This is a genomic window from Paenibacillus sp. FSL R7-0210 (assembly GCF_038009085.1).
Lineage (GTDB): Bacteria > Bacillota > Bacilli > Paenibacillales > Paenibacillaceae > Paenibacillus_AQ > Paenibacillus_AQ silagei.
The window spans coordinates 3,712,028-3,734,279 of the sequence record NZ_JBBPAR010000001.1 but is presented as its reverse complement, the minus strand read 5'-3'; the positions used below and the strand labels follow the sequence as shown (position 1 = coordinate 3,734,279).

22 protein-coding genes are annotated in these 22,252 nt (G+C 55.3%); 18 read left to right on the top strand and 4 right to left on the bottom strand.

What is annotated here, in order from left to right; genetic code table 11:
* The first annotated feature begins 157 nt into the window (after nt 1-157).
* Nucleotides 158-3,274: a PAS domain S-box protein gene (locus tag MKY64_RS16150; RefSeq protein WP_340954238.1), complete on the top strand. Its 3,117-nt coding sequence runs from the start codon at nt 158-160 to the stop codon at nt 3,272-3,274.
* Between the two features lie 146 nt (nt 3,275-3,420).
* Complete coding sequence (locus tag MKY64_RS16145) at nt 3,421-3,816, top strand: NusG domain II-containing protein (protein ID WP_339314833.1); 396 nt, start codon at nt 3,421-3,423, stop codon at nt 3,814-3,816.
* On the opposite strand, the gene MKY64_RS16140 is transcribed toward MKY64_RS16145, so the two are convergent.
* Genes MKY64_RS16140 through MKY64_RS16130 form a run of 3 tightly spaced genes read right to left on the bottom strand, consistent with a single transcriptional unit; the run spans nt 3,817 to nt 6,770 of the window.
* Nucleotides 3,817-4,674 carry a TIGR03943 family putative permease subunit gene (locus tag MKY64_RS16140; protein WP_340954235.1) on the bottom strand — a complete coding sequence of 286 codons (858 nt, stop codon included), beginning with the start codon at nt 4,672-4,674 and terminating at the stop codon, nt 3,817-3,819.
* Nucleotides 4,675-4,711: 37 nt separating this feature from the next.
* Nucleotides 4,712-5,701 (bottom strand): permease, encoded by a 990-nt coding sequence (locus MKY64_RS16135; protein ID WP_339313562.1) that lies wholly within the window; start codon nt 5,699-5,701, stop codon nt 4,712-4,714.
* A gap of 31 nt (nt 5,702-5,732) precedes the next feature.
* Nucleotides 5,733-6,770 carry a CobW family GTP-binding protein gene (locus MKY64_RS16130; protein ID WP_339313563.1) on the bottom strand — a complete coding sequence of 346 codons (1,038 nt, stop codon included), beginning with the start codon at nt 6,768-6,770 and terminating at the stop codon, nt 5,733-5,735.
* A 215-nt stretch (nt 6,771-6,985) separates the two neighbouring features.
* Here MKY64_RS16130 and rpmG point away from each other — a divergent pair, with 215 nt between their 5' ends.
* From rpmG to MKY64_RS16095, 7 genes are all read left to right on the top strand, one after another.
* Nucleotides 6,986-7,135 (top strand): 50S ribosomal protein L33, encoded by a 150-nt coding sequence (gene rpmG, locus MKY64_RS16125; protein ID WP_036725285.1) that lies wholly within the window; start codon nt 6,986-6,988, stop codon nt 7,133-7,135.
* Nucleotides 7,136-7,455: 320 nt separating this feature from the next.
* The gene (locus tag MKY64_RS16120) at nt 7,456-8,664 is read left to right on the top strand and encodes a GTP-binding protein (protein WP_340954229.1); all 1,209 of its coding nucleotides are present in this window, start codon (nt 7,456-7,458) and stop codon (nt 8,662-8,664) included.
* Between the two features lie 524 nt (nt 8,665-9,188).
* The gene (locus MKY64_RS16115; protein ID WP_340954226.1) at nt 9,189-9,896 is read left to right on the top strand and encodes a metal ABC transporter ATP-binding protein; all 708 of its coding nucleotides are present in this window, start codon (nt 9,189-9,191) and stop codon (nt 9,894-9,896) included.
* Nucleotides 9,842-10,705, top strand: a complete 864-nt coding sequence (locus tag MKY64_RS16110) for a metal ABC transporter permease (RefSeq protein WP_340958096.1) — start codon at nt 9,842-9,844, stop codon at nt 10,703-10,705. Before MKY64_RS16115 ends, MKY64_RS16110 begins: the two co-directional genes overlap by 55 nt.
* Nucleotides 10,699-11,898, top strand: a complete 1,200-nt coding sequence (locus MKY64_RS16105; RefSeq protein WP_340954223.1) for a metal ABC transporter substrate-binding protein — start codon at nt 10,699-10,701, stop codon at nt 11,896-11,898. The genes MKY64_RS16110 and MKY64_RS16105 overlap by 7 nt, the downstream gene beginning before the upstream one ends.
* A gap of 21 nt (nt 11,899-11,919) precedes the next feature.
* Nucleotides 11,920-12,189, top strand: a complete 270-nt coding sequence (rpsN, locus tag MKY64_RS16100; protein ID WP_076078385.1) for a 30S ribosomal protein S14 — start codon at nt 11,920-11,922, stop codon at nt 12,187-12,189.
* Nucleotides 12,190-12,358: 169 nt separating this feature from the next.
* A complete protein-coding gene (locus MKY64_RS16095; RefSeq protein ID WP_340954220.1) occupies nt 12,359-12,982 on the top strand; it encodes a class I SAM-dependent methyltransferase in 624 nt (207 codons plus the stop codon).
* A 117-nt stretch (nt 12,983-13,099) separates the two neighbouring features.
* Here MKY64_RS16095 and MKY64_RS16090 read toward each other — a convergent pair whose 3' ends face one another.
* The gene (locus MKY64_RS16090) at nt 13,100-13,684 is read right to left on the bottom strand and encodes a helix-turn-helix domain-containing protein (protein ID WP_036702276.1); all 585 of its coding nucleotides are present in this window, start codon (nt 13,682-13,684) and stop codon (nt 13,100-13,102) included.
* Nucleotides 13,685-13,883: 199 nt separating this feature from the next.
* On the opposite strand from MKY64_RS16090, the gene MKY64_RS16085 reads away from it, so the two are divergent.
* The 9 genes from MKY64_RS16085 (at nt 13,884) to MKY64_RS16045 (ending at nt 22,173) form a co-directional block, all read left to right on the top strand.
* Complete coding sequence (locus MKY64_RS16085) at nt 13,884-14,171, top strand: Dabb family protein (RefSeq protein ID WP_036702274.1); 288 nt, start codon at nt 13,884-13,886, stop codon at nt 14,169-14,171.
* 218 nt (nt 14,172-14,389) lie between these two features.
* Nucleotides 14,390-14,830 carry a DUF86 domain-containing protein gene (locus MKY64_RS16080; RefSeq protein WP_036725274.1) on the top strand — a complete coding sequence of 147 codons (441 nt, stop codon included), beginning with the start codon at nt 14,390-14,392 and terminating at the stop codon, nt 14,828-14,830.
* A gap of 43 nt (nt 14,831-14,873) precedes the next feature.
* On the top strand, nt 14,874-15,539 hold the full coding sequence (locus MKY64_RS16075) for a helix-turn-helix transcriptional regulator (RefSeq protein WP_340954216.1): 666 nt from the start codon (nt 14,874-14,876) through the stop codon (nt 15,537-15,539).
* 98 nt (nt 15,540-15,637) lie between these two features.
* Nucleotides 15,638-16,117, top strand: a complete 480-nt coding sequence (locus tag MKY64_RS16070) for a YtxH domain-containing protein (RefSeq protein ID WP_340954213.1) — start codon at nt 15,638-15,640, stop codon at nt 16,115-16,117.
* A gap of 225 nt (nt 16,118-16,342) precedes the next feature.
* On the top strand, nt 16,343-17,149 hold the full coding sequence (gene racE, locus MKY64_RS16065) for a glutamate racemase (RefSeq protein ID WP_036725271.1): 807 nt from the start codon (nt 16,343-16,345) through the stop codon (nt 17,147-17,149).
* A 168-nt stretch (nt 17,150-17,317) separates the two neighbouring features.
* Nucleotides 17,318-18,526 (top strand): M14 family zinc carboxypeptidase, encoded by a 1,209-nt coding sequence (locus tag MKY64_RS16060; protein ID WP_340954210.1) that lies wholly within the window; start codon nt 17,318-17,320, stop codon nt 18,524-18,526.
* Nucleotides 18,527-18,999: 473 nt separating this feature from the next.
* Nucleotides 19,000-20,376, top strand: coding sequence for an FAD-dependent oxidoreductase (locus tag MKY64_RS16055; protein WP_209874345.1), 1,377 nt, complete (start codon nt 19,000-19,002; stop codon nt 20,374-20,376).
* Nucleotides 20,373-21,311 carry a carbohydrate ABC transporter permease gene (locus tag MKY64_RS16050; protein ID WP_339255324.1) on the top strand — a complete coding sequence of 313 codons (939 nt, stop codon included), beginning with the start codon at nt 20,373-20,375 and terminating at the stop codon, nt 21,309-21,311. Before MKY64_RS16055 ends, MKY64_RS16050 begins: the two co-directional genes overlap by 4 nt.
* A 25-nt stretch (nt 21,312-21,336) precedes the next feature.
* Nucleotides 21,337-22,173, top strand: coding sequence for a carbohydrate ABC transporter permease (locus tag MKY64_RS16045; protein ID WP_209874339.1), 837 nt, complete (start codon nt 21,337-21,339; stop codon nt 22,171-22,173).
* The last annotated feature ends 79 nt before the right edge of the window (nt 22,174-22,252 follow it).

Here is a 22,252-nt window from a genome sequence, read left to right as displayed (position 1 = left end):
ATAACCACCGCCTTGATGTCATGAAAGTGACCAGGGCGGTTTTTTTGTATGTGGATATGCACCGTTTCCAGCGGCAAGCTTACCCTGTGTATCCTCATTAGCGGGACTTTAGGTCTGGAGCATAAATTCCGAAAAAAAGGTATAATGTTACTAAATTATGTCCCCCATTTTCTCAGAGGAGGCTCTAGCTTTGTCCGACACTCTATTTAAGCACTTGTACTTGCGGTCCTCAATAGGATATGCGGCAGTATCCATAACGGATGGTACTATGCTCATGGCCAACCCTGCGCTTTGCGGGATGTTTGGATACACCGAGACCGAACTCAAGGAGCTGCGTTACCAGGATATCGTTTTTCCGGATGAAGGGTCTACCCTGGATCACGGGCAGATTATGAAGGATTTACTAAGCAGCCCCGATATGGCTGTAGATACCGACAAGCGGTTCGTACATAAGAATGGCGAGATGCTCTGGGTTGCCCTGCATCTTTTTCTGATCATTGATGAACAGACCGATCGTCCCTCCCATCTGGTTGCGGAGATGACTGATATTACCGCACGCAAGCTGGCGGAGAAGAAGATAGAGGAGGATCACCAGCTCTTCGAGCTGATTACGGAGCACACCCCGGATATGATTTCATTCGCCGATCCCGATGGAACGCTGCGCTACGTCTCCCCGTCAGTAGAAACGCTGCTCGGCTACCCGGCAAGAGACATGATTGGCCGCAACAAAACGGATTATTACCATGAAGCGGATGCGCTGGAAATGACCGAGCCGGGCAAGCTCTACTCTGACAGTGACACCTTTACACGCAGGGTCAGGCATAAGGACGGCCATTACCTTTGGACCCAGAGCTCCTTTCAGGTGGTACGGAATCGTGAAGGCGAAGTGCGGCAGATCCTGACGATTGCCCATGACATCACCGAGCGGAAGAAGGTTGAAGATATGCTGGCTGCTGCGCAGGAGTTAGGACAAATGGGCTCCTGGGAGTGGAATTCTGTATATGAGCAGCTGATCGTCTCCAGCCAGCTGATGGCTATCTTTGAATTAGGCGGCAATTGCGGAAATCATACCGTGGTTCATTATACTCAGCTGTTTGACTGTGTAGTGCCGGAGGACCTGGACAGATTGCGTGAAGAGCTGCATTATACGCTGAAGTCCGGGGCTAAGGGCGAGGCGATTTTCAGAGTGAAGGGCAGCGAGGAACGTAAGTCTCTCTATGCGCACTGGGAGGTGATCCTGGATGCCTCTGGTAAGGTTCAGCAGATCCGCGGTATGGTGCAGGATGTGACCGAGCGCCAGCGGATGGAGGAGCAGCTGCGAGAGAGCGAGAACCGGTATAAGTCGCTTTTCGAATATAACCCGTCTGCCATCAGTGCCATGGATCTGCAGGGGTACATACAGTCGATGAATGCCAGTCTGGAGCAGCTGACAGGATACAGCAGGGAGACCCTGATGCATTCCAGTTACTGCGAGATTATTGAAGAGGATGAGCTGGAGCATGTGAATATGCGGTTTCTGGCGGCAGCCGGAGGCATGGCCCAGACCTTCGATACCCGGGTGATCCGTCACGACGGCGAGAGGGTGGAGGTAGGGGTGATTTATGTCCCTATGCTGATTGATTCTGAAGTGGTCGGCGTATTCGCCATTACCAGTGATATTACAGAGCCTAAGCGGTATCTGGAGCAGATTGAGAAGCTTAGTTACGAGCATGCGCTGATCCTGAACTCTGTGTCTGAGGGGATTTTTGGCATGAATCTGGAGGGGGAGACTGTATTTATCAACCCCGCTGCGTCGGTCATGCTCGGATATAACCCGGGTGAGCTGGCCGGCAATATCAAGCTGCATACGATAGCGCAGACCTGGATGGACGGCGAGCTGTATCCCGGAGGACACCGGACGCTGGCGGAGCTGCTGAAGACCAACCTCTCGTATGAGCAGGAGCAGGAAGGGATCTTCTGGCGTCAGGATGGCTCCAGCTTCCTGGTCAAATACCGGATGACGGCATTATATGATAACGGAGAGCATAAGGGGGCGGTGGTGGTCTTCCGGGATATCACCGAGGAGAAGGCTGTGGAGCGTGCCAAGGAATCTGCGGAGAAGGCTGACCGGGCCAAGTCGGAGTTCCTGGCGATTATGAGCCACGAGCTGCGTACGCCGATGAATGGAATTATCGGGATGGCCGATCTCCTGTCGGGAACAGAGCTTACGGAGGAACAGCAATATTACACCCAAATTATCAATAAAAGCGGTGCCGCGCTGGTACATATTCTCAACGAGGTGCTGGATTTCAGCAAAATTGAATCCGGCATGATGACGCTGGATCTGCAGCCGGTCGATATCCGGCAGGTCGTTCAGAACGTCTGTGAGCTATTCTATCCGCGTATCCAGGAGAAAGGGCTGGTTCTGCGCAGCCATATTGAGCCCGATCTTCCGGCTGTTGTCATCACCGACGAAACCAGGCTGAGGCAGGTGCTGGTGAACCTCGTCGGCAATGCGGTCAAGTTCACTGAAGAAGGCGAGGTCAGCGTCTGCGTGAAGCTGGAGGCTGCCGGGGAGCCAGGCTCGCTGATTCTGAGGTTCTCGGTAACCGATACCGGTATAGGCATTCCGCAGGGCAGCCAGAACCTGTTATTCCAGTCCTTTTCCCAGCTGGACCCTTCGATCAACCGCAAGTACGGCGGGACGGGACTGGGTCTGGCGATCAGCAAGAAGCTGGTGGAGCTGCTGGATGGCGCGATCGGTGTGAACAGCGTCGAAGGGGAAGGCTCGGAGTTCTACTTCACCATCGGCGTGATGTATTCGGTGGAGGAGCCGGGCCAAGCGCAGCTGGCAGGAGTTGCTGCCACTCAGGAGTATAAGGGCGGAATCTTCAATCTGGATTATCCCGAGGGTCAATACGGGCCGTTGTCCATTCTTATCGCGGAGGATCATCCGGTGAATCAGCAGATCCTGCAGACTTTTCTCAAAAAGCGCGGCTACACCTCTGACCTGGCAGTGAACGGGGAGCAGGCGGTAGAAGCTGTACGGTCCCGGCATTATGATCTGGTGTTCATGGATATTCAGATGCCGGGCATGGACGGGATTGAAGCCACCCGGCAGATCCGCGAGGCGATGGGGCTGTCCCCGGTGATTATTGCCGCCACTGCCTTTGCACGTAAGGAAGATAAAGAGATGTGCCTCCGGGCAGGAATGCAGGACTTTATTCCCAAGCCGATCCGTGGAGATGAGCTGGACAGAGTGCTGAGGGAATGGTCCGGCAGCATCCGCAGATAGTTGTGTAATGTGAAAAGTCGGATAACCGGCAAGCAAAGCAAGCGCTATTCACGTTGACAGCTTTCCCTTGTCTGCATTATTATTATATAAATCGTAAATATTACGAATAAATAATGACAAGCGAAAGGTTCAATAGAGTGAAAACGATGAAGCGCGGAGATTTCCTGCTGATTCTTATTGTATTGCTGGCCGCCGGTTCCATCTACGGCTACAAGTGGTTCTCTAACCACAATCATCCGTATAAGCAAGGGGAGCTGGAGGCCGTAATCACTGTGAACGGCAAAGCTTACAAGACTGTACAGCTGACCAAGGAAGAGCAGATTATTGATATCCGCACCCGATATGGTCATAACACGCTGAAGGTATACGATTATGGTATTCAGATGACCTATTCGGATGCTCCGCTGACCATTGCGCTGGACATGGGATTCATCTCCCGGCCGAAGCAGCAGATTATCTGCATTCCGGCCCGTCTCCTGGTGGAGATCAGGAATCCGGAGTCTTCACTGGAGGATGACGATGCGCTGGACGCGGTCATCTAGTCATGGCTGCAGCTCTTTCCATGCCGCTACGGCATCGGCGTTCGTGTACACATAAGGTGTGGACGGTGCTGCCACTGCTATTATACTCTGCGGAGCGATCTGCAGAGTCTCCACTCCCTCATGGAGCGTCACATGAAGCTTGCCCCGAACCTCAATCCAGGTATCGGCGGACAGGCTTATTTGTGTACCCGGTGCAAGAAGAATGCCGAAGGGGGTGGCATCTGCTGTACAGCATTGGACCAGGAAGCGGCTGACTGCGTAGCCGGATCGACCGGACCCCTGCGGCTCACGGTACAGGAAGCCTGATACAGAGATTTCCTTACCCTCGAACTGTGATTTGTACAGATTAAGGGCACCCAGCGTTTCTGAGAAAATCTCAGGGAATACAGGGATGACGGGCTGCCTGTAGAGCTGTCCTGCCAGCTCTGCAAATTCGGCCTCATAGGGGGTGGCCGCTGTGAAGCTAGCACCGGTGCCGGACTCAACGGCAGTGTAAGACAGGGCAAGGCCCTTCTTGGCCGCTGCGGCACTGCCGAGTGCCCGGTCGGGCAGCAGGAAGCCGAGCAGCAGCGGAAGCAGGAACAGGCTGTACAGCGCGGAGCTGCCCAGGAGTGAGCGGGGCAGGCGGTGCTCGCAGTCACAGAGGGCGGAGCTTCGGCCAAGCACAGCCTGGAGCCCGAGGCTGAGCGCCATCAGGGAGAGCGGAACCGGGCATAACCGGATCCAGCGGGCCAGCTTAGGAGCAACATAATAATGGAGGGCGTCCTGCTGGACCAGATGTCCGATATAGAGGGCGAAGGCGAGCAGAATAACCGCCCTGAGTACATAGTGAAACCGGATGCTTCCGGAGCTATTCATGCAGATCCTCCTTCAGATATTCGGAATTTCAGGGCAGCTACAGCCAGAATGAAGCCAGCACGGAGCCGGTGAAGACGGCCGCGGCAATTAGGAAGAACAGGTACAGGGCAAATCTGGTTTTGAACAGCGAGAGCAGCATCAGGGCGTTCTTGAAATCGAGCATCGGTCCCAGCACCATGAAGGCGAGCAGCGCCCCGGACGGGAAGGTATGCAGGAAGGTGGACGCAACGAAGGCGTCAGAGGTGGAGCAGAGCGAGAGTGCGAAGGCCAGTCCCATCATGAACACGTAGGAGCCGAGCGGACGGTCTCCAATGGCGGACAGGCTGCTCTGATTCATGAAGGTCTGGATTCCCGCAGTTAGCAGACAGCCGATGATCAGGAATTTGCCCATCTCAAAAAATTCATCCGACGTATGCACCAGGACCGCCGCCGCCCGGCCCCCGCGTAGTGTGCCATGCGGCTCTTCGCTTCCCTCCCGGCGGATGGATAAGCGCAGCGGCGATCTGCGGACGGTCCCGTAGATGATCAGACCAATGCATGCCGCTACGGCAAAAGCCAGTCCCATCCGGGTGTAGGCCAGCTCCGGATGGGAGCGGAAGGCTGTCAGGGTGGCCCCGTAGACGACCGGGTTGAGGATCGGGCCGGACAGAATGAACACGATGGCCACGTAGAGCGGCATCCCCTTATGCATGAGGCGGCGGACCAGCGGAATCATTCCGCATTCACAGACGGGGAAGAGGATCCCGAGCAGGCAGCCGAAGAGAATCGCCGGAACCGCGCGGCGTGGAATCCAGCGTGAGATCAGCTCGTCCGGCACGAAGACGCGAAGCAGGGAGGCGAGCAGTGCGCCCAACAGGACAAACGGCAAGGCCTCCAGCAGAATGCCGAGGAATGCGGTTTTGAACGTGTCGACATAGCCGTTGTCCAGCAGGCTTAGATGTCCGGGCAGCCACAGACTGCCCGCTGTGAGCAGAAAAGCGGCGGAAAAGAGCAGCGGCAATATTTTAAACGGCGTAAGGGTTGTCAAGGGTTCATCGGCTCCTTCCCACACAGGGTTCTTAGCTGAATAACGCCGCCCAGCTGCGGCTGATCGCCTTCTCATCCAGATTCAGGCCAATGCAGACGATATAAGGCTGGCCCGGGTAACTTGAAGCCTCCCAGGAGATACGGTTACCTGCAAGCTGCACCAGCTGCACGGAATCCCGGCCTGCAAGCCGCACATGGCCCTTGGCCCGGAGCAGACTGTAGCCCCATTGCCGCAAAAAATGCTCCAGCTCCTCCTGGCGGAGGCTCCCGGTCCATGCCGGGGGAACGGTTAACGTCACTGCTGCCACTTGGGAGAAAGAGCCGTCCGCCCCGGATTCAGGCTCATGTACTGCCGTTGCGCTGCCGGTGCTGCTGCTGCCCGTGTTCATGCGCTGGAGGGCGGTGCCGCTGATATTGCCGGGGCCGCGCCGGGGAGCAGAGCCCTTAAATCCGAGGGCGGCGATGCCTGTCAGCAGCGGGGCGAGATTAATCTGGCTGTAGTGGGTGAAGACAATCTCGGATTCCGAATTTTGCTTGTAGACCATCTTCTCGATCTTCCAGAGGGTCTCCGGTTCTACCAGATCGCTTTTGTTGACGATGATGAGATCAGCGGTGGTGATCTGCTTACGCAGGGTGCGGACGAGCTGCTTGTCGGACGAGAAGCGGCTGCTGTATTCCAGCGCATTCTCGGCATCCAGCAGCGTAATGGCGTGGTGCAGCTGCAGCCGGTCTGCCAGCGCCGGCGCCAGCAGCGACTTCGCGATCTCGTCCGGGTCAGCTACCCCTGTAAGCTCGATGTAGATGATATCCGGGCGGCGTACCAGCAGGGCGGTCAGGCTGCGCGGCAGCTCCTCCTTGCGGCTGCAGCAGATGCAGCCGTCCAGCAGCTTTTCCACACTTGTGCCGGTACTCTCCTGAAGGATATAGCCGTCCACATCTTTTGCGCCCAGCTCATTCATGATTACGCCCGGGTTCAGCCCTCTCCGCTTGCTCTCCTTCAGCAGACTCAGCAGCAGGGTTGTCTTTCCGCTCCCCAGAAATCCGCTTAATATAATCACAGGTATCTTCATGGCTCACTCTCCCGCTCCAATAGTACCGTCCCCATAAGAAGGCGGCCAAGCCGCTTCCGCTTGTAATTCCATCTATACGTCAAGCTTATTCAGGAAAGAACACTAATCTAAGAGAGCCCAAATGTTCCTGGACAGCTGTTGACAGCGGAGGGCGGGAGCGTGTAGAATGTGTAAATCGTAATAATTACGATTAAATAGAAGGGAGCTTGATTGAAATGAGAGTAATCGTTACTTTGGCCTGTACGGAGACGGGCGACCGCAACTATACCACCACGAAGAATAAAAGAACGACACCGGAACGCCTGGAGATGAGAAAATATTGCCCGCGCCTGAAGCGTGTCACACTGCACCGGGAGACCCGCTAAGCTGCGGAAATCACTTTAACTCATCGCTGGTTGAGGGTTTGCATTGCCCCGATTAGAGTGCAAGGGGGAGGCTTGATTGCAGTTTGTACAACTAAATCACCGGATGTGCCGCCGAATCTCTGTTTAGCTGTAGTTCGTGCAATTAAAATGCCTCTATACCTGGGTTTTCGCCCATTTGGGCTAATCTAGTTGTACAGGATACAGTTAGAAGAGGAAAGCCTTCCGTTTCACTGTTTTTAGTTGCACAGAATACACTTATCTCTGGTGGTTCGCTACGAACAGAATGCCTTTTTGAAAATATAATCTACAAGGAGAATACAATGGATAAAATTCCTGTAACAGTGCTAAGCGGATATCTTGGCTCCGGTAAGACTACACTGCTTAATCATATTCTGCATAACCGTGAGGGCCTGAAGGTGGCCGTGATCGTCAATGATATGAGTGAAGTGAATGTGGATGCGAATCTGGTCAAATCCGGCAGCAGCCTCTCCCGCACCGAGGAGAAGCTGGTGGAGATGTCTAATGGCTGCATCTGCTGCACCCTCCGCGATGACCTGCTGCGCGAAGTGAATCATCTCGCCTCGGAGGGGCGCTTCGATTACATTCTGATCGAATCCTCCGGGATCAGCGAGCCGGTCCCGGTGGCCCAGACCTTCACTTACCCGAACCCGGAGCTGGATATCGATCTAACGGAGCTGGCCCGGCTGGACACGATGGTTACGGTGGTCGATGCCAACCGCTTCTGGCAGGATTTCGCCTCGGGCGACAGTCTGCTGGACCGCAATATGACGGCGGGCGAAGATGACTTCCGGGATATCGTCGATCTGCTGATCGATCAGATTGAGACCTGTGATGTGCTGCTGCTCAACAAGTGCGATCTGGTGGAGGAGGCAGAGCTGAACAAGCTGGAGGCGGTTCTGCGCAGACTTCAGCCGCGCGCGAAGATCATCCGTACGGTGAACGCACAAGTGGAGCTATCCGAGATTCTGAATACGGGATTATTCGATTTCGAACAGACCAGCCAGTCGTCCGGCTGGATCGCAGAGCTTGCCAAGGAGGAACACACACCAGAGACTGAGGAATATGGCATCACCTCCTTGGTCTACCGCCGGAGAGCACCGTTCCACCCGCAGCGGCTGAGCTTCTTCTTCAGTAACTGGCCGTCTGAGGTTGTCCGGGCAAAAGGACTGGTCTGGCTGGCAGCCAGCGGTGATCTGGCAGCGACCATCAGCCAGGCAGGGCCGTCGATCCAGTTCGGTCCCGCCGGTTATTGGCTGGCTACCCTGCCGGAGGAGCAGCAGCAGGAGGTGCTGGCTGCGGAACCGGATGTGCTGGCGAAGTGGGACGAGCAGTGGGGAGACCGGCTGAATGAGATCGTCTTCATCGGAGTTCAGATGAACCGAGAGGATATCGAAGCCCGCCTGGACCGCTGCCTGCTGACCGCAGAGGAGATGAACCAGGACTGGACGGCATTCAACAACCCGCTTCCTTGGCATGTAGAGGAACTGCTTGCGGCGGGGCAGGAATAACTTCTTCTGTAAATGATAGTCTGCAAAGCCGGAATCTATTGTGTGGATTCCGGCTTTGTGCTGTATAGGGATTAGGCGCTACGAAGGCACGTGGGGCAAATGCGAATGTATGCGGAAAACCGAACACAATTTGTATTGCGGGGGTAAGTGGGGCATTCATGCTGGCACGGGTGGACATAGACCGAGTCGGTGCGATCCCAATGGCTTGAATTTCGATGTTTTGTCGCACGCTGGCTTGGCCCGAATAAGGTTAATCAGTGTGATTACGATTAATTTGTTGTTTTGGGTTTACAAATCGTAATGATTACGATAATATCAATGAAGTTGAAACATAATCGTAAATATTACGAATAATAATCAATACTTAGTTTGTTTAATCCGTGGAACATGCTTGGTCCAAATTAATAAGTGCCCAACAGCAGACGGAGCAGTAACTACGGCAGTAGCCATAGGATCACGCACGGAATCAGGCACGGAATCATTACGGCACGCCACAGCGGGCCGAATAGAAAGGGGGAGGAGCGATGATTTTGTCATCCATCAGGGATGTGGTGTTCGGTTACGGGGATGAGCCGGTCATTGACCGCTTGTCACTGGATCTGGAGGCCGGACAGTTCATTGGAATTACCGGACCAAACGGGGCAGCGAAGACCACGCTGCTGAAGCTGATGTTGGGCCTGCTGAAGCCCTGGAGCGGAACGGTTACTCTGAACCGGGAAATTACCGGAGGAGGCAAGCTTACGATCGGGTATGTGCCGCAGCAGGTAGCCTCCTTCAATGCCGGATTTCCGAGCAAGGTGATTGAGCTGGTCCGTTCCGGCTGTTATTCAGGGCTGGGGTTGTTCCGCCGCTTCACTAAGGAAAAGGAAGCGCTTGTCGAGAGCAGCCTGCGGCAGGTGGAGATGTGGGAGTACCGTAACCGGAGAATCGGCGAGCTGTCCGGCGGGCAGAAGCAGCGGATCTGCATAGCCCGCGCACTGGCCCAGCAGCCGCAGGTGCTGGTGCTGGATGAGCCGGTAACGGGGATGGATGCTGCCAGCCGCACCGGGTTCTATGAGCTGATGCGGCATTATGTCAGCCGGCATGGCCGGACCGTCATCATGGTTACACATGGCCTGGAAGAGACGAGTTCCTATCTGGATACCGTGATTACGCTGGAACGCAAGGAGCAGGAGGGCTGGACATGCTTGGTTACGAATTCATGCAACGCGCATTTTGGGCAGGAGGCCTGATCGGGCTGATCGGACCCTTACTGGGAGTCTACCTGATGCTCCGCAGGCAGGTGCTGATGGCCGATACGCTGTCTCATGTCTCCCTTGCCGGAGTAGCACTGGGTTCCGTACTGGGATGGAATCCTGCTCTGAGCGGCTTCGCTGTAGCTATAGCAGGAGGGCTGATTATTGAACAGCTGCGCCGCTCTTACCGTACCTACAGCGAGCTTCCGGTTGCTATTATTATGACCTCCGGCCTGGCGCTGGCCGTCGTGCTGATGAGCCTGAAGCAGAATCTGACCAAGAGCTTCAGCTCCTATCTGTTCGGCTCCATCGTTGCCGTAAGTGATACTCAGCTTAAACTGATCGCCGTGGTGTCTGCAGCCGGTCTTCTCTATTTCATCATTCTGCGCCGCCCATTGTACAGCCTAACCTTCGACGAAGAGACGGCCGCTATCAGCGGTGTCCGTACCGGGTGGTTGTCCTTCTCGTTCGCCGTCCTAACCGGTATGACCGTTGCCGCAGCTATGCCGGTGGTGGGTGTGCTGCTCGTATCCGCTCTGATTGTGCTGCCCGCTTCTATAGCGCTGCGGATTGCATCGGGCTTCACGGCAGCCATAATGATCTCCGTCAGTGTGGGGCTGACCGGTGTGTTCAGCGGGCTTACAGCCTCCTACTATATCAACACGCCTTCAGGAGGCACGATTGCACTCATTCTGCTGATATTTCTGCTGATAGCCATTGCAGTACAGAAGCTGATCAGGCTGCGCAGCCGCAGCCAGTATTCATCTCAAGCCAATGAAGAAAAGGGGTCTCACAACATATGTTGAAATTCAAATCCATAGCAATATCCAATTCGAGCGCACAGTCCACATTCAGAATCCGTCAGCTTGCCGCCTTGTCCCTGACCGCCATGCTATTGATCTCCGGCTGCGGCAACAACACTGCGACGAAAGCCGCTTCAACCAGCAGTCCGGCGGCTTCACCATCGGCTGCGGCCGAAGCTTCATCTGTACCCGCAGGGGATAAATTGAACATTAAGGTTAGCTTTTACCCGATGTACGAATTCACGAAAAGCATTACCGGAGACCTTGCCAATGTGGAGGTGCTGGTCCCGCCCGGAGTCGAGCCGCATGATTGGGAACCGACTGCGAAGGATATGGCTGATATTTCGGATGCAGATGTGCTTGTCTATAATGGCGCAGGCATGGAGGGCTGGGCGCAGCAGATTGTGGACGGTGCTGCCGGAAGTGATCTGATTACGATAGAGGCGAGTAAAGGACTCCAGATTATTGAAGGAACAGAGCACGAACACGAACATGAACATGAACATGAACATGAACACAGCCATGAAGAGGAAGCTGCGGCTGAAGCAGACCACGATCACGGCCATGACCATCAACATGATGAGTCCGCAACTGAAGGAAGCGGTCACGACCATTCCCATAATGATACAGCTGTCAGTGAAGCAGACCATGACCACGACCACGACCACGGCGGGCTTGATCCTCATGTATGGCTGGACCCGGTGATGGCTATCCGGGAGGTTCAGACCATTGAAGCAGCACTCTCCGCAGCATTTCCCGTAAATGCTGCTGCCTTCCACGCTAACAGCGATGCTTATATCGCCAAGCTGGAGAAGCTGGATCAGGATTTCAGAGCCGGGCTTCAGAATACGAAGCGCAAGGACTTTATTACGCAGCATGCCGCTTTTGGTTATCTGGCACAGCAATATGGCTTGACGCAGGTGCCGATTGCGGGGCTGTCGCCGGAGCAGGAGCCGTCTGCTGCACAGATGGCCAAGATTGTGGAGTTCGCCAAGGCGAATAAGGTGACTACGATCTTTTTTGAAACCTTGGTCTCCTCCAGTGTCGCTGATACTATTGCCCAGGAAATAGGAGCCAAGACTGCTGTGCTGAATCCAATCGAAGGATTAACAGAGGAAGACGCTGCGCATAATCTAGATTATCTGAGTCTGATGCGGCAGAATCTTGAAGCGCTGATCCAGGCGTTGAACGAATAAGAACGAAGGAGCTGATCTATAGTGGCCAAGAAATCAAAGGTTGTGAAGGAACAGAAGCGGCAGGAGCTGGTGGCGAAGTACGCTGACAAGCGCAGAGAGCTGAAGGCGGCGGGCGATGTGATGGCACTGCAGAAGCTGCCCCGGGATTCCTCAGCCACCCGTCAAAAAAACAGATGCAGCGTGTCCGGCAGACCGCGCGGCTATCTGAGTACATTCAAGATATCCCGGATCGTCTTCCGGGAGCTGGCACACAAGGGACAAATTCCGGGCGTTACCAAGTCCAGCTGGTAGGCTGTTAACTTCATAGATGCTATAACGGCAAGACGGCTGATCTCTCTGTGTTACAGGAGCCAGCCGTTTTGCTGTGTCCATAGACTTTGCCGGATCGGGCAGAGTGGACTATGATAGAGAAGCTGGAACTACATAGATAACTATTCTAAGGCAGGAAAGAAGGAGCTGCATGACTGAGTATTGGAGTAAAAGATTTGCGCAGGAGGGGATGATCTGGGGGAGTGAGCCAAGCCCGTCGGCAGAATGGGCGAAGCGGAAATTCCAGGAGGCAGGTGTCTCCTCCGTTCTTGTTCCGGGTGCCGGGTATGGGCGGAATACCAAAGTATTCTCTGCTGATTTTAAAGTATACGGCATAGAATTAAGTGAACCGGCGCTTGAGCTGGCCGCAGCATGGGACCCGGGAACTAGCTTTATTGCAGGCTCGGCGCTGGAGCCGCAGCTTAGGCAGTCTGTAGATGCCGTATACTGCTATGACGTTCTGCATTTATTCCTCGCCGGTGACCGCCGCAGGCTGATTGAGGCCAGTCTCAGTCAGGTCAGGACTGGAGGGCTGCTTTACTTCACCAGCTTCTCCGATGAAGATCCCCATAACGGCTGCGGGAGAGAGCTGGAGCCGGGCACCTTTGAATATAAAGAGGATAAATATGCCCACTTCTTCAGCGATGCCGATTTGCGGGAGCATTTTGCCGGGACGGAGATTCTGGAGACAGGTTCCTTTACCGAGTCGTTGCAGAACCCGCAGGGCGGGACTCATGAATACATACTAAGAACGATCCTTACGCTCAAACGGTAACTGCCATCTGCGAAAGTAACGTCAACATGGCCCCTCCCTGCGGCGAGAAGGACCCTACTGTGAACCTGATGCTGTGCGTGCTCCTACTTCTTCCTGCGGCTTCCTAATTAATGAAGGTTAATGCAGCTCGCAGTCGGCGAACAGGATATGCCGCGGAATGCGGAAGAAATTCTCGGCCTTCTCCTGCAGGGCCAGGGTAGGCAGATGGCAGTGGTGCAGCCACTTGCGGAAGGTGCCGGGATGGACGCCAATCCAGATGCTGACATCGGTTACCGAGAAATCATACACCATGCAGAGTCCGGTCAGAATCGCGTTATGCTGCGGTGAATGGGCGAGCGTTCTTTTCATGAAACGGGATGGGGTCGGCTGGCACACAATCGGACTTTGCCGCAGAAGAGCTTCATTGAACAGGATATGGGGCGGATAGCCTAAATGGCGGCAGACCTTGTCCAGATTGGTTCTGGAGGGAATGCGTCCTTCATATACCCATGCGCTTACGCTGCGTGAGGAGACGGAGAGCTCTTCTGCGAGACGGGAGAGCTTCATGTCCTTGGCCATCAGGATGGCCAGCAGAACGCGGTTGCGGATCTGGCTGCGTTTGGGGCGGCGAAATCTTTTGACCCGTACGCCTTGTCCAAGATATTTGCGGTTGATCAGAGACCAGGCCTGAATTTTATGTGTTTCTTGCTGATTTTTAGCCATAATACCTCCGGGTGTACTGATTTAATGAAGTGACGGATCATCTAGTTTAGCTGTTATGACTTTACCATTTCATCACGGCATTCGTCCAGAGTGCAAAGCTCCTGTTTTGGTCATGAACCAAGATTGTTTCAGTAATGCTGCAGTTTATGATATATTTTGAGTAATCAATTTCACATTAATCAGGCTGGGAGCGGGATAGATGATCAAGCATATTGTATTCTTCAAATTAAAGGACCGGTCCCCGGACAAGGTCGCAGAGACTGTTGCAGTCCTCCGTAATATGGAAGGAAGAATTCCGCAGCTGCTGTCCATTGAAGTCGGGGCCGATCTGATTCACTCGGAGCGTTCGTTCGATATCGCCCTGGTCACGGTTGTTGCCTCGATGGAGGATCTGCAGGCGTATCAGGTGCATCCGGCTCACAAGGAAGTCATTGCCCATATCAACGAGGTCAAGGAGCTGTCGGTAGCGGTCGATTACGAGATCTGAGACTGCACGACTTGCAAGGCTGGAACCCATTAAGCACGGAAAGTGGTGAGCGGAATGCGTGAGCTTGAGTATCCGATGGAAGCATTGACGTATCTGATTGTTTTTATGGCGGCGTGTGTCGTGATGGTGTTCTGGCTGAAGCGCCGGGGCAGGCGGGGGAAATAACGGCAGTTCATGTTAGGGAAGGTCACTAAATACCGCAGGGTGGAGGGTCAGCTGTGTATTATGTCAACCGGAAGCAAATAGAAGTTATTCTTGAACAGATCCCTGATCTTAATGAAGGTCTAGCACATGCAGCTTCTTCCTGGGACGGCAGTACGCTGCTGGGTCTGGTGCAGGAACGGTGCTTACATCTGGCCGTTGAAGTCGTGACGGATGTGGGCAGCTGTCTGATTGACGGGTTCATTATGCGTGATGCCGGAAGCTACGAGGATATTATATCTATTATCCATGAGGAAAAGGTGCTGGGAGACAGCGGGATCTACGAGGATCTGACTTCGCTTGTAGCCTTGCGTAAGCCGCTGGTTCAGGATTATTTCGTATGGGAACGCAGAGAGCTGCACCCCATGACCCGGACGCTGCCGGATATTCTGGAGAAGTTCGCCTGCGAGGTGCGCAGGTATCTGGATCAGGAGCTGGGCAGCGGGGTCACGGGTTAGCTGAGCCGGGGCTGTGTGCATACAGACAGAAAGGAGGTCCTTTATGGCGAAGAAGGGTCAGGAGAGCGGTTCAACCCGGCGGATGATTATGACGCTGCTGAAGATGAGAGGTCCACTGACGATCAGCGCTCTTGCCGAGGAATTGGGAATTACCGAGATGGGTGTCCGCCGCCATGTGCTTCAGCTGGAGCAGGAGTCGCTTGCCAAGACCAAGGTTGTGCGCCAGGCCATGGGACGTCCGATGCATGTATATTCGCTTACCGAGCGGGCGGAGGATCATTTTCCCAAAAGCTATCACAATCTGGCGCTGGAGCTGCTGCGGGAGCTGGACCACGGGAGCGGGGCGGATGCGGTCAATATACTGTTTGAAGGCCGCAAGCGGCGGATGCTTGCCCAGTACAGTAGGGTGATGCAGAGCCGTGATCTGGAGGAGCGGGTGGCGGAGCTGTCAACCATTCAGAATGCCGGGGGCTATATGGCGGAGTGGAGCAAGGAAGAGGACGGCTCATACACACTGAGGGAGTATAATTGTCCCATTCGTCAGGTGGCTACCCAGTACCGCAAGGCCTGCCAGTGCGAGCAGCATTTGTTCGAGGAGCTGCTGGAAGCGAAGGTGACACGCAGTGAGTGTATGGCGGAAGGCGGCCAATGCTGCCGGTATGCAATCACGCCGAACCCTGAGCAGAAAACTTCCGAAATCAGGGGCTGAACAGTCACAGGACATCCTCTCTATGCTTATGATATAGCAGAAATAGGCGATCGCCCGGGTGGCCGGGCAGAGGCACTTAGAATCCAAAGGAGAGATTGATGATGAAAAAAGATAACAAAAGCTTGCTCTGGGGCGTACTCGCCGGCAGTATTGTGGGATCGGTGACAGCGCTGCTGTTCGCCCCTAAGCCGGGTAAGGAGCTGCGCAAGGATATTGCTGAAGGCACAACGGAAGCTGTGGATAAGGTTCAGGTTATTGCCGGCCAGGCCGGCGAGAAGACCACTGAGATCTACTGTAAGGCCAAAGAAGCTGTAGTCTCGGTGGTAAGCGAAGTCAAGGAATGGAGCAAATCCGTCAAGGATGCGGTGGAAGAAGCAGATGTAGCTACTGTAAGCGGCATTGCGGAGCAGGCTGTGGAAGTTACCGATGCAGTGGAAGCCGTGCGTGACGAGGTGGCTGCATATGAGGCTGCTGAAGAAGCGGCAGTGGTGGAGGCTGAGATCGAAGCTGTGACCGGTACAGATGCCGCTGTAGCGGAAGCTATCGAGGATGGCAAAACCGCAGGGAAGCTGTCCTAAGCTTGATATAAAAGGTATGGAGCCGTTTTCCGCTTCACAGGCGGGAGGCGGCTTTTGCATGTGGCGGTATGCTTCGGGTGGGTCTGCATTATGGCTCCGCTATCTTCCCTACTTGAACTGAACCGGCAAATGGGGTAATATCTGCAATTGGGGCTGAAATCCTGGTACACATTATTCCAGCCTTACATAAGCTACACAAAACGAGTTAAAGGATGCGGTGTGTTCGTGCAGCAGGCAATAGCAATATTAGACTCAGGCGTTGGAGGATTGACCGTAGTCAAGGAAGTGATGCGACAGCTCCCCCGGGAGAAAATCATCTATTTCGGCGATACGGCAAGAGCCCCGTACGGACCCCGTTCCACTGAGGAAGTGAAATTGTTCACTGAACAGATCGTGGACTATTTAATTCAATTTAATCCTAAAATGATCGTCATTGCTTGCAACACAGCAACGGCAGCAGCGCTTGATTATATCTCCGCCAAGGTAGCCATTCCTGTGATCGGAGTCATTCACCCCGGTGCCCGCGCCGCCATCAGCGCATCCAAGAGCGGACAGGTCGGCGTGATCGGCACCATCGGCACGATTACAAGCGGTGCCTATACGGCGGCGCTGAAGCAGTTGTCTCCCTTTGTTCAGGTGGTCAGCCAAGCCTGCCCGGCGCTTGTGCCCTACGTAGAGCAGGGGTTATTCCGCTCGGAGGAGAGCCATCTGGCGGTGGCTGAATCACTGAACGGCATCAAGTACGAGCCGATCGATACGCTGATTCTCGGCTGCACCCATTATCCGTTTCTGGTGGAGCCGATCGGCAGGGTGATGGGACCCGGCGTCAAGCTGATCAGCTCGGCGGATGAGACGGCGCGGGAGATCAGCACCATCCTCTACGATAAAGGCCAGCTGGCGCGCGGGGATGAGAGTCCGATTCACCAGTTCTTCTGCAGCGGAGATGCGGAAATCTTCCAGCGGATTGCCCGGGACTGGCTGGGCGAGCAGATCAGCAGGACGCCGGTAGTATGGCAAGTATCTACTCTGTAGGATGAGAGCATTGCAGCGGCGAACTGAATAGGGACAAACCTCCAAGTTGCTACATTTCCACATGACCCGCTGCTGCTGCTCATATACTAGGCATGAGGGCCGGGTCCCGCATGTCATCACGGAGGATGTTAGGGACGCCGGCACAAGAGGGCCGGGAGGATGAGACCTATGCAGCAATACATTGCCCGCAGGGGAGATACCGTAAGCCGTATCGCCGCAAGACACGGATTGACACCGGAGCATGTCATACAGGGGAATCCATGGGCTGGCAGCCAGCCGTATTTATATCCGGGGCAGGTGCTGTTCCTGCCGTCTGCCCCGCGCAAGCGGTATGCGGTGCAGGCGGGGGACGATGCGCAGAGCATCGCGTCCTTGTTCGGGGTTGGCATAGATGAGCTGGAGATGCTGAATCCCGGGGTAAGCTCGGGACGTATCTGCCTGTCGGGCAAGGTGCTGGTGATTCCGGCGGCCACCCGGGGGACAGAGGTTTATCTGCACGGGGAATACGGACCGGCTGAGATTGAGGCGGATGCTGCAAGACTTGCGGCCCGCTATTCTTTTGTCAGCAGCGAGGTTATAGGCCACAGTGTGCTCGGCAAGCCGCTCCGTCTGCTGCGGATCGGCAGCGGCCCGCGCCACCTGCATGTGAATGCCGCGCTGCATGCCAACGAATGGTTGACGTCCCCGTGCCTGATGAGCTTTCTTGAAGAATATGCGGCTGCTTATGAATCAGGTGCGGACTGGCACGGGCGTCAGCCTGTGGACTGGCACCGGGACTGGACACTCTGGGCCGTGCCGATGGCGAATCCCGACGGTGTCGAGCTGGTGCAGGAAGGGGCGATGCCGGACCATCCTCATTATGCAGAGCTGATGAGGTGGAACTGCGGCAGGCGCAGCTTCCGGCACTGGAAGGCGAACATCCGCGGTGTCGATCTTGGAGACCAGTTCCCCGCACACTGGGAGGAGGAACGCGACCGGCGGCAGGTGCCCGGCCCGGCACCGCGCGATTACAGCGGCCCGGCGCCGCTCAGTGAGCCGGAGGCGGCGGCACTGGCGGCGCTGGCCGAGCGGGTTCCGGGCGATGCCGCCGTATCCCTGCACAGCCAGGGGGCAGAGATCTACTGGAACTACCGGGGCTATGAGCCGCCGGAGAGCAAGCAGTGGGCAGCGGCGCTTGCGGCGGTGAGCGGCTACAGGGCGGTGGAGCTGACCGGCAGCGATGCCGGCTACAAGGACTGGTTCATCGAGCGCTTCCGCAAGCCGGGCTTCACCGTAGAGCTGGGAGTGGGCAAGAATCCGCTGCCCGTGGCTGATTTTGAGGATATGGCGCTGGACACCGGCCTGATTCTAAGTGCGATTCTGTCGAATTTGAAATAAAAATGAAACAATCTCTGCAAATTTGCGTAAGATAACAGCAAAGGGCACGGCCGCAATCCTGACCAAATGATGCTTTGCGGCTGTATCCTTTTTTTGTGTGGGGATGAAGAGCATAAGTGCCCCTGATTTCAGCAAAAGTTGGCTGGGTGAGCCAATGAGGTGTGTAAGTGCCCCTGATTCGCGGGATGCTGCCACTGCCACCAGCCACCACATACCTGACCCAAGAAACTGTTCTTTCATAGAGTTGGAGGGAGACCTCCTACTTCTGTAAGAACGGTTTTTTTGGTATGTTAACGCCTATCTGCGCTTGTTAGCGCAGGCGCTTAGGGCTGGAAATGAGGTCAAAATAATACACATTAACGCGTATGAAAGCTATACCGTATCAGCCAAAGTCTCTTGCTAAAATTAGCGTATAGAAGAGCGGCGGAGGGCTTCACGGAAAGAGGACTACCCGCCGGGAAAGTGAGAGCCAAATGGAGAACGATACGTATACGCTGAAAAGTAAACCAATCCCACTGAACGCCTCCTACGACGTAATTGTAGTCGGAGGCGGGCCGGCGGGCTGCACCGCCGCAGCGGCGGCGGCCAGGGAAGGGGCGCGGACACTGCTGGTCGAAGCGACCGGGAGCCTTGGAGGAATGGGAACCTCCGGCCTGGTACCGGCCTGGTGCCCATTCTCGGACAAAGAGAAGATGGTCTACCGTGGTCTCGCGGCCAAGGTGTTCAATACCTTAAAGGCTCAAATGCCGCATGTGCCGGAGGATGCGATGGACTGGGTGCCGATCGAACCGGAGAAGCTGAGGCGGGTCTATGACGATCTCGTAACGGAGTCGGGTGCCCACATCCTGTTCCTGACCTCGCTTGCGGATGTGGATAGAGACGACCACGGCAACATCACCACACTCCTCCTTCTCAATAAAAGCGGCCTGCAGGCCTTCCGGGCCGCCGTGTATATCGATTGCACAGGAGATGGCGATGTTGCTGCATGGGCAGGTGCCGAGTACCAAATGGGGGACGAAGCGACCGGCGAGCTTCAGCCCGCGACCCATTGCTTCATACTGGGCAACGTGGATGATTATGCTTATGTGAATGGGCCGAAGCTCCATGCGGAGAACCCGCACAGCCCGATCCATGAGGTGGTCCGCTCAGGAGAATATCCGGGCATTCCGGATACGCATCTGTGCAACAATATGGTAGCTCCGCGTGCCGTAGGCTTCAATGCCGGACATCTCTGGGGAATTGACAACACGAATGCCTTCTCCGTATCCGGGGCACTGGTAGAGGGACGTAAGATGGCGGCCGCCTACCGGGACATGCTTGCCGCTGTACACCCTGCGGCCTTCGGCAATGCGGTAGTGATGAGCACAGGCACACTGATCGGCACGCGGGAATCCCGGCGGATTACCGGCGATTATGTCCTGACTGCGGAGGATTACATCTCCCGCAGAAGCTTCGATGATGAGATCTGCCGCAACAGCTACTTCATTGATGTGCATGGCACACAGAAGGAGCAGCAGAGCGGCGCCGGATCCAGCCAGTCCATCACGCTCTACGGGCCGGGCGAATCGCACGGCATTCCGTACCGCTGTCTTACGCCGCGCGGACTACGCAACGTTCTGGTCGCCGGACGGTCTATCTCCTGTGACCGCAGGGTGCTCGGCAGCGTGCGTGTGATGCCGGTCTGCCTGGCGATGGGCGAAGCTGCCGGACTTGCTGCGGCACTGGCTGCCGCTCAGACCGGAGGCGATGTCCATGCCGTAGATGTCCCCCTCCTTCGCGCCCGTCTCCGGGAAGAAGGCGGCTATCTGCCGGACAACCAAGCTGAAACTGCAAGGGAGAGATTGCAATGAGTGAATCTGCGGTTACCCGGAAAACGGCCAAGCCCGCAGCCGGTACGTATTGGACGCGCAAGAGACGGGAGCAGCTCGCCGGATGGCTGTTCATTGCGCCGGAGGTGATCGGGATGCTGGTCATCGCAGTGTTCCCGCTGCTGTTCAGCCTGTTCCTCAGTCTGACGGAGTGGAACCTTGTCGGCGGCTTGTCGGCGATTAACTTTGTCGGTCTTGATAACTTTATCGAGCTGTTCAGGGACAACCGCTTCCTGCTGGCCCTGAAGAATAATGTGCTGTTCACGGTCGGCACAGTGCCGGTCACGATGCTGCTGGGAGTAGTTCTCTCGGCGCTGATTCATAAGAAGCTGTATGCCAAGACCTTTTTCAAGGTAGCCTTCTTTGTACCTTATATCTGTTCCACGGTAGCCATCGCCGCAGTCTGGCAAGCGCTCTACCATCCGTCCAAGGGGCCGGTCAATCAGATTCTGATGCAGCTTGGAGTATCCGAACCGCCGCGCTGGCTGGTCGATACCAGCTTCTCGCTGATTGCCATTATGATTATCTATGTCTGGCAGCTGCTGGGCTATCAGATGATTATTTTCCTGGCGGGGATGACGAATATTCCAGAGGAGCTGTATGAGGCGGCGACGATTGACGGGGCCAGCGGGATCGGACAGTTCCGGCGGATTACGCTGCCGCTGCTGGGGCCGACTACCTTTTTCCTGGCCATAACGAGCACGATCTCTTCCTTCAAAATCTTCGACATGATCAAGTTCCTGACCGGCGGCGGGCCTAACTATTCCAGTACCGTTATCGTGTACCAGATCTATGAAGAAGGATTCGAGCGCTTCAAAATGGGCTACGCCTCAGCGATGTCCTGGGTGCTGTTCCTGATCATTATGCTGGTGACCTCCATTACCTGGATAACCCAGAACCGTAAGGTCCATTACTAGTCCAAGGCGAAAGGAACGAAAGGCAATGACAATGAAAAAACTTAAGCCCGGCAATCTGATCTTCACGGTCCTGTTCGCCCTGTGCTCGGTATTCTTCCTGATGCCGCTGGTCTGGATGCTGTCGGCTGCCTCCAAGACGGAGAAAGAGGTCTGGACCTTCCCGATTCAGTGGATTCCCACCGACTGGAATCTGGTCGCCAACTTCAAGGCCGTATGGATGGGCGATGTGGCGTTTGGATTATTCTATATGAACTCGCTCAAAATCGCCCTGATCTCCACGCTGGCTACGATTGTCATCTCGGCGATGGCCGGGTATGCGCTCGCCAAGCTGGATTTCAAGGGCAGAGCGCTGATCTTCACCCTGATGCTGGCGTTCATGATGATTCCCGAGCAGGCCACGCTTGTTCCGCGCTATATTATGATTAAGGAGCTGGGCCTCTATGACTCCCATGCGGCGCTGATCCTGATGGGGATGTTCTCCAGCTATTTCACCTTCCTGCTGCGCCAGTTCATGATCGGCATTCATAATGATATGCTGGAAGCGGCGGAGCTGGACGGCGCCGGGTTCTTACGTATCTTCTGGAGTGTCGTGCTGCCGCTCAGCCGCCCGATTCTGGCGACCGTAGGGATTATCAAGTTCATCTGGACCTGGAATGATTACCAGGGGCCGCTGATCATGCTGAATTCGACCAAGCTGTATACGATTCCGCTGGGGATGCAATTTTTCAAGGAGGAATTCGGTACACAGATCTCCGTCATGATGATGGCCTCCGTGGCCGCGATTCTGCCGCTGCTGGTGCTGTTCCTGATCCTCCAGAAGCAGGTCATTAACGGGATTGCCATCGGAGGAGTCAAAGGGTAAAGGTCAAAAAAGTGTACGCGCACACCGCATAGCTGTACACGGTGTGCGCAAAGCTTAGATTGTATAATGAGCCTGCAGA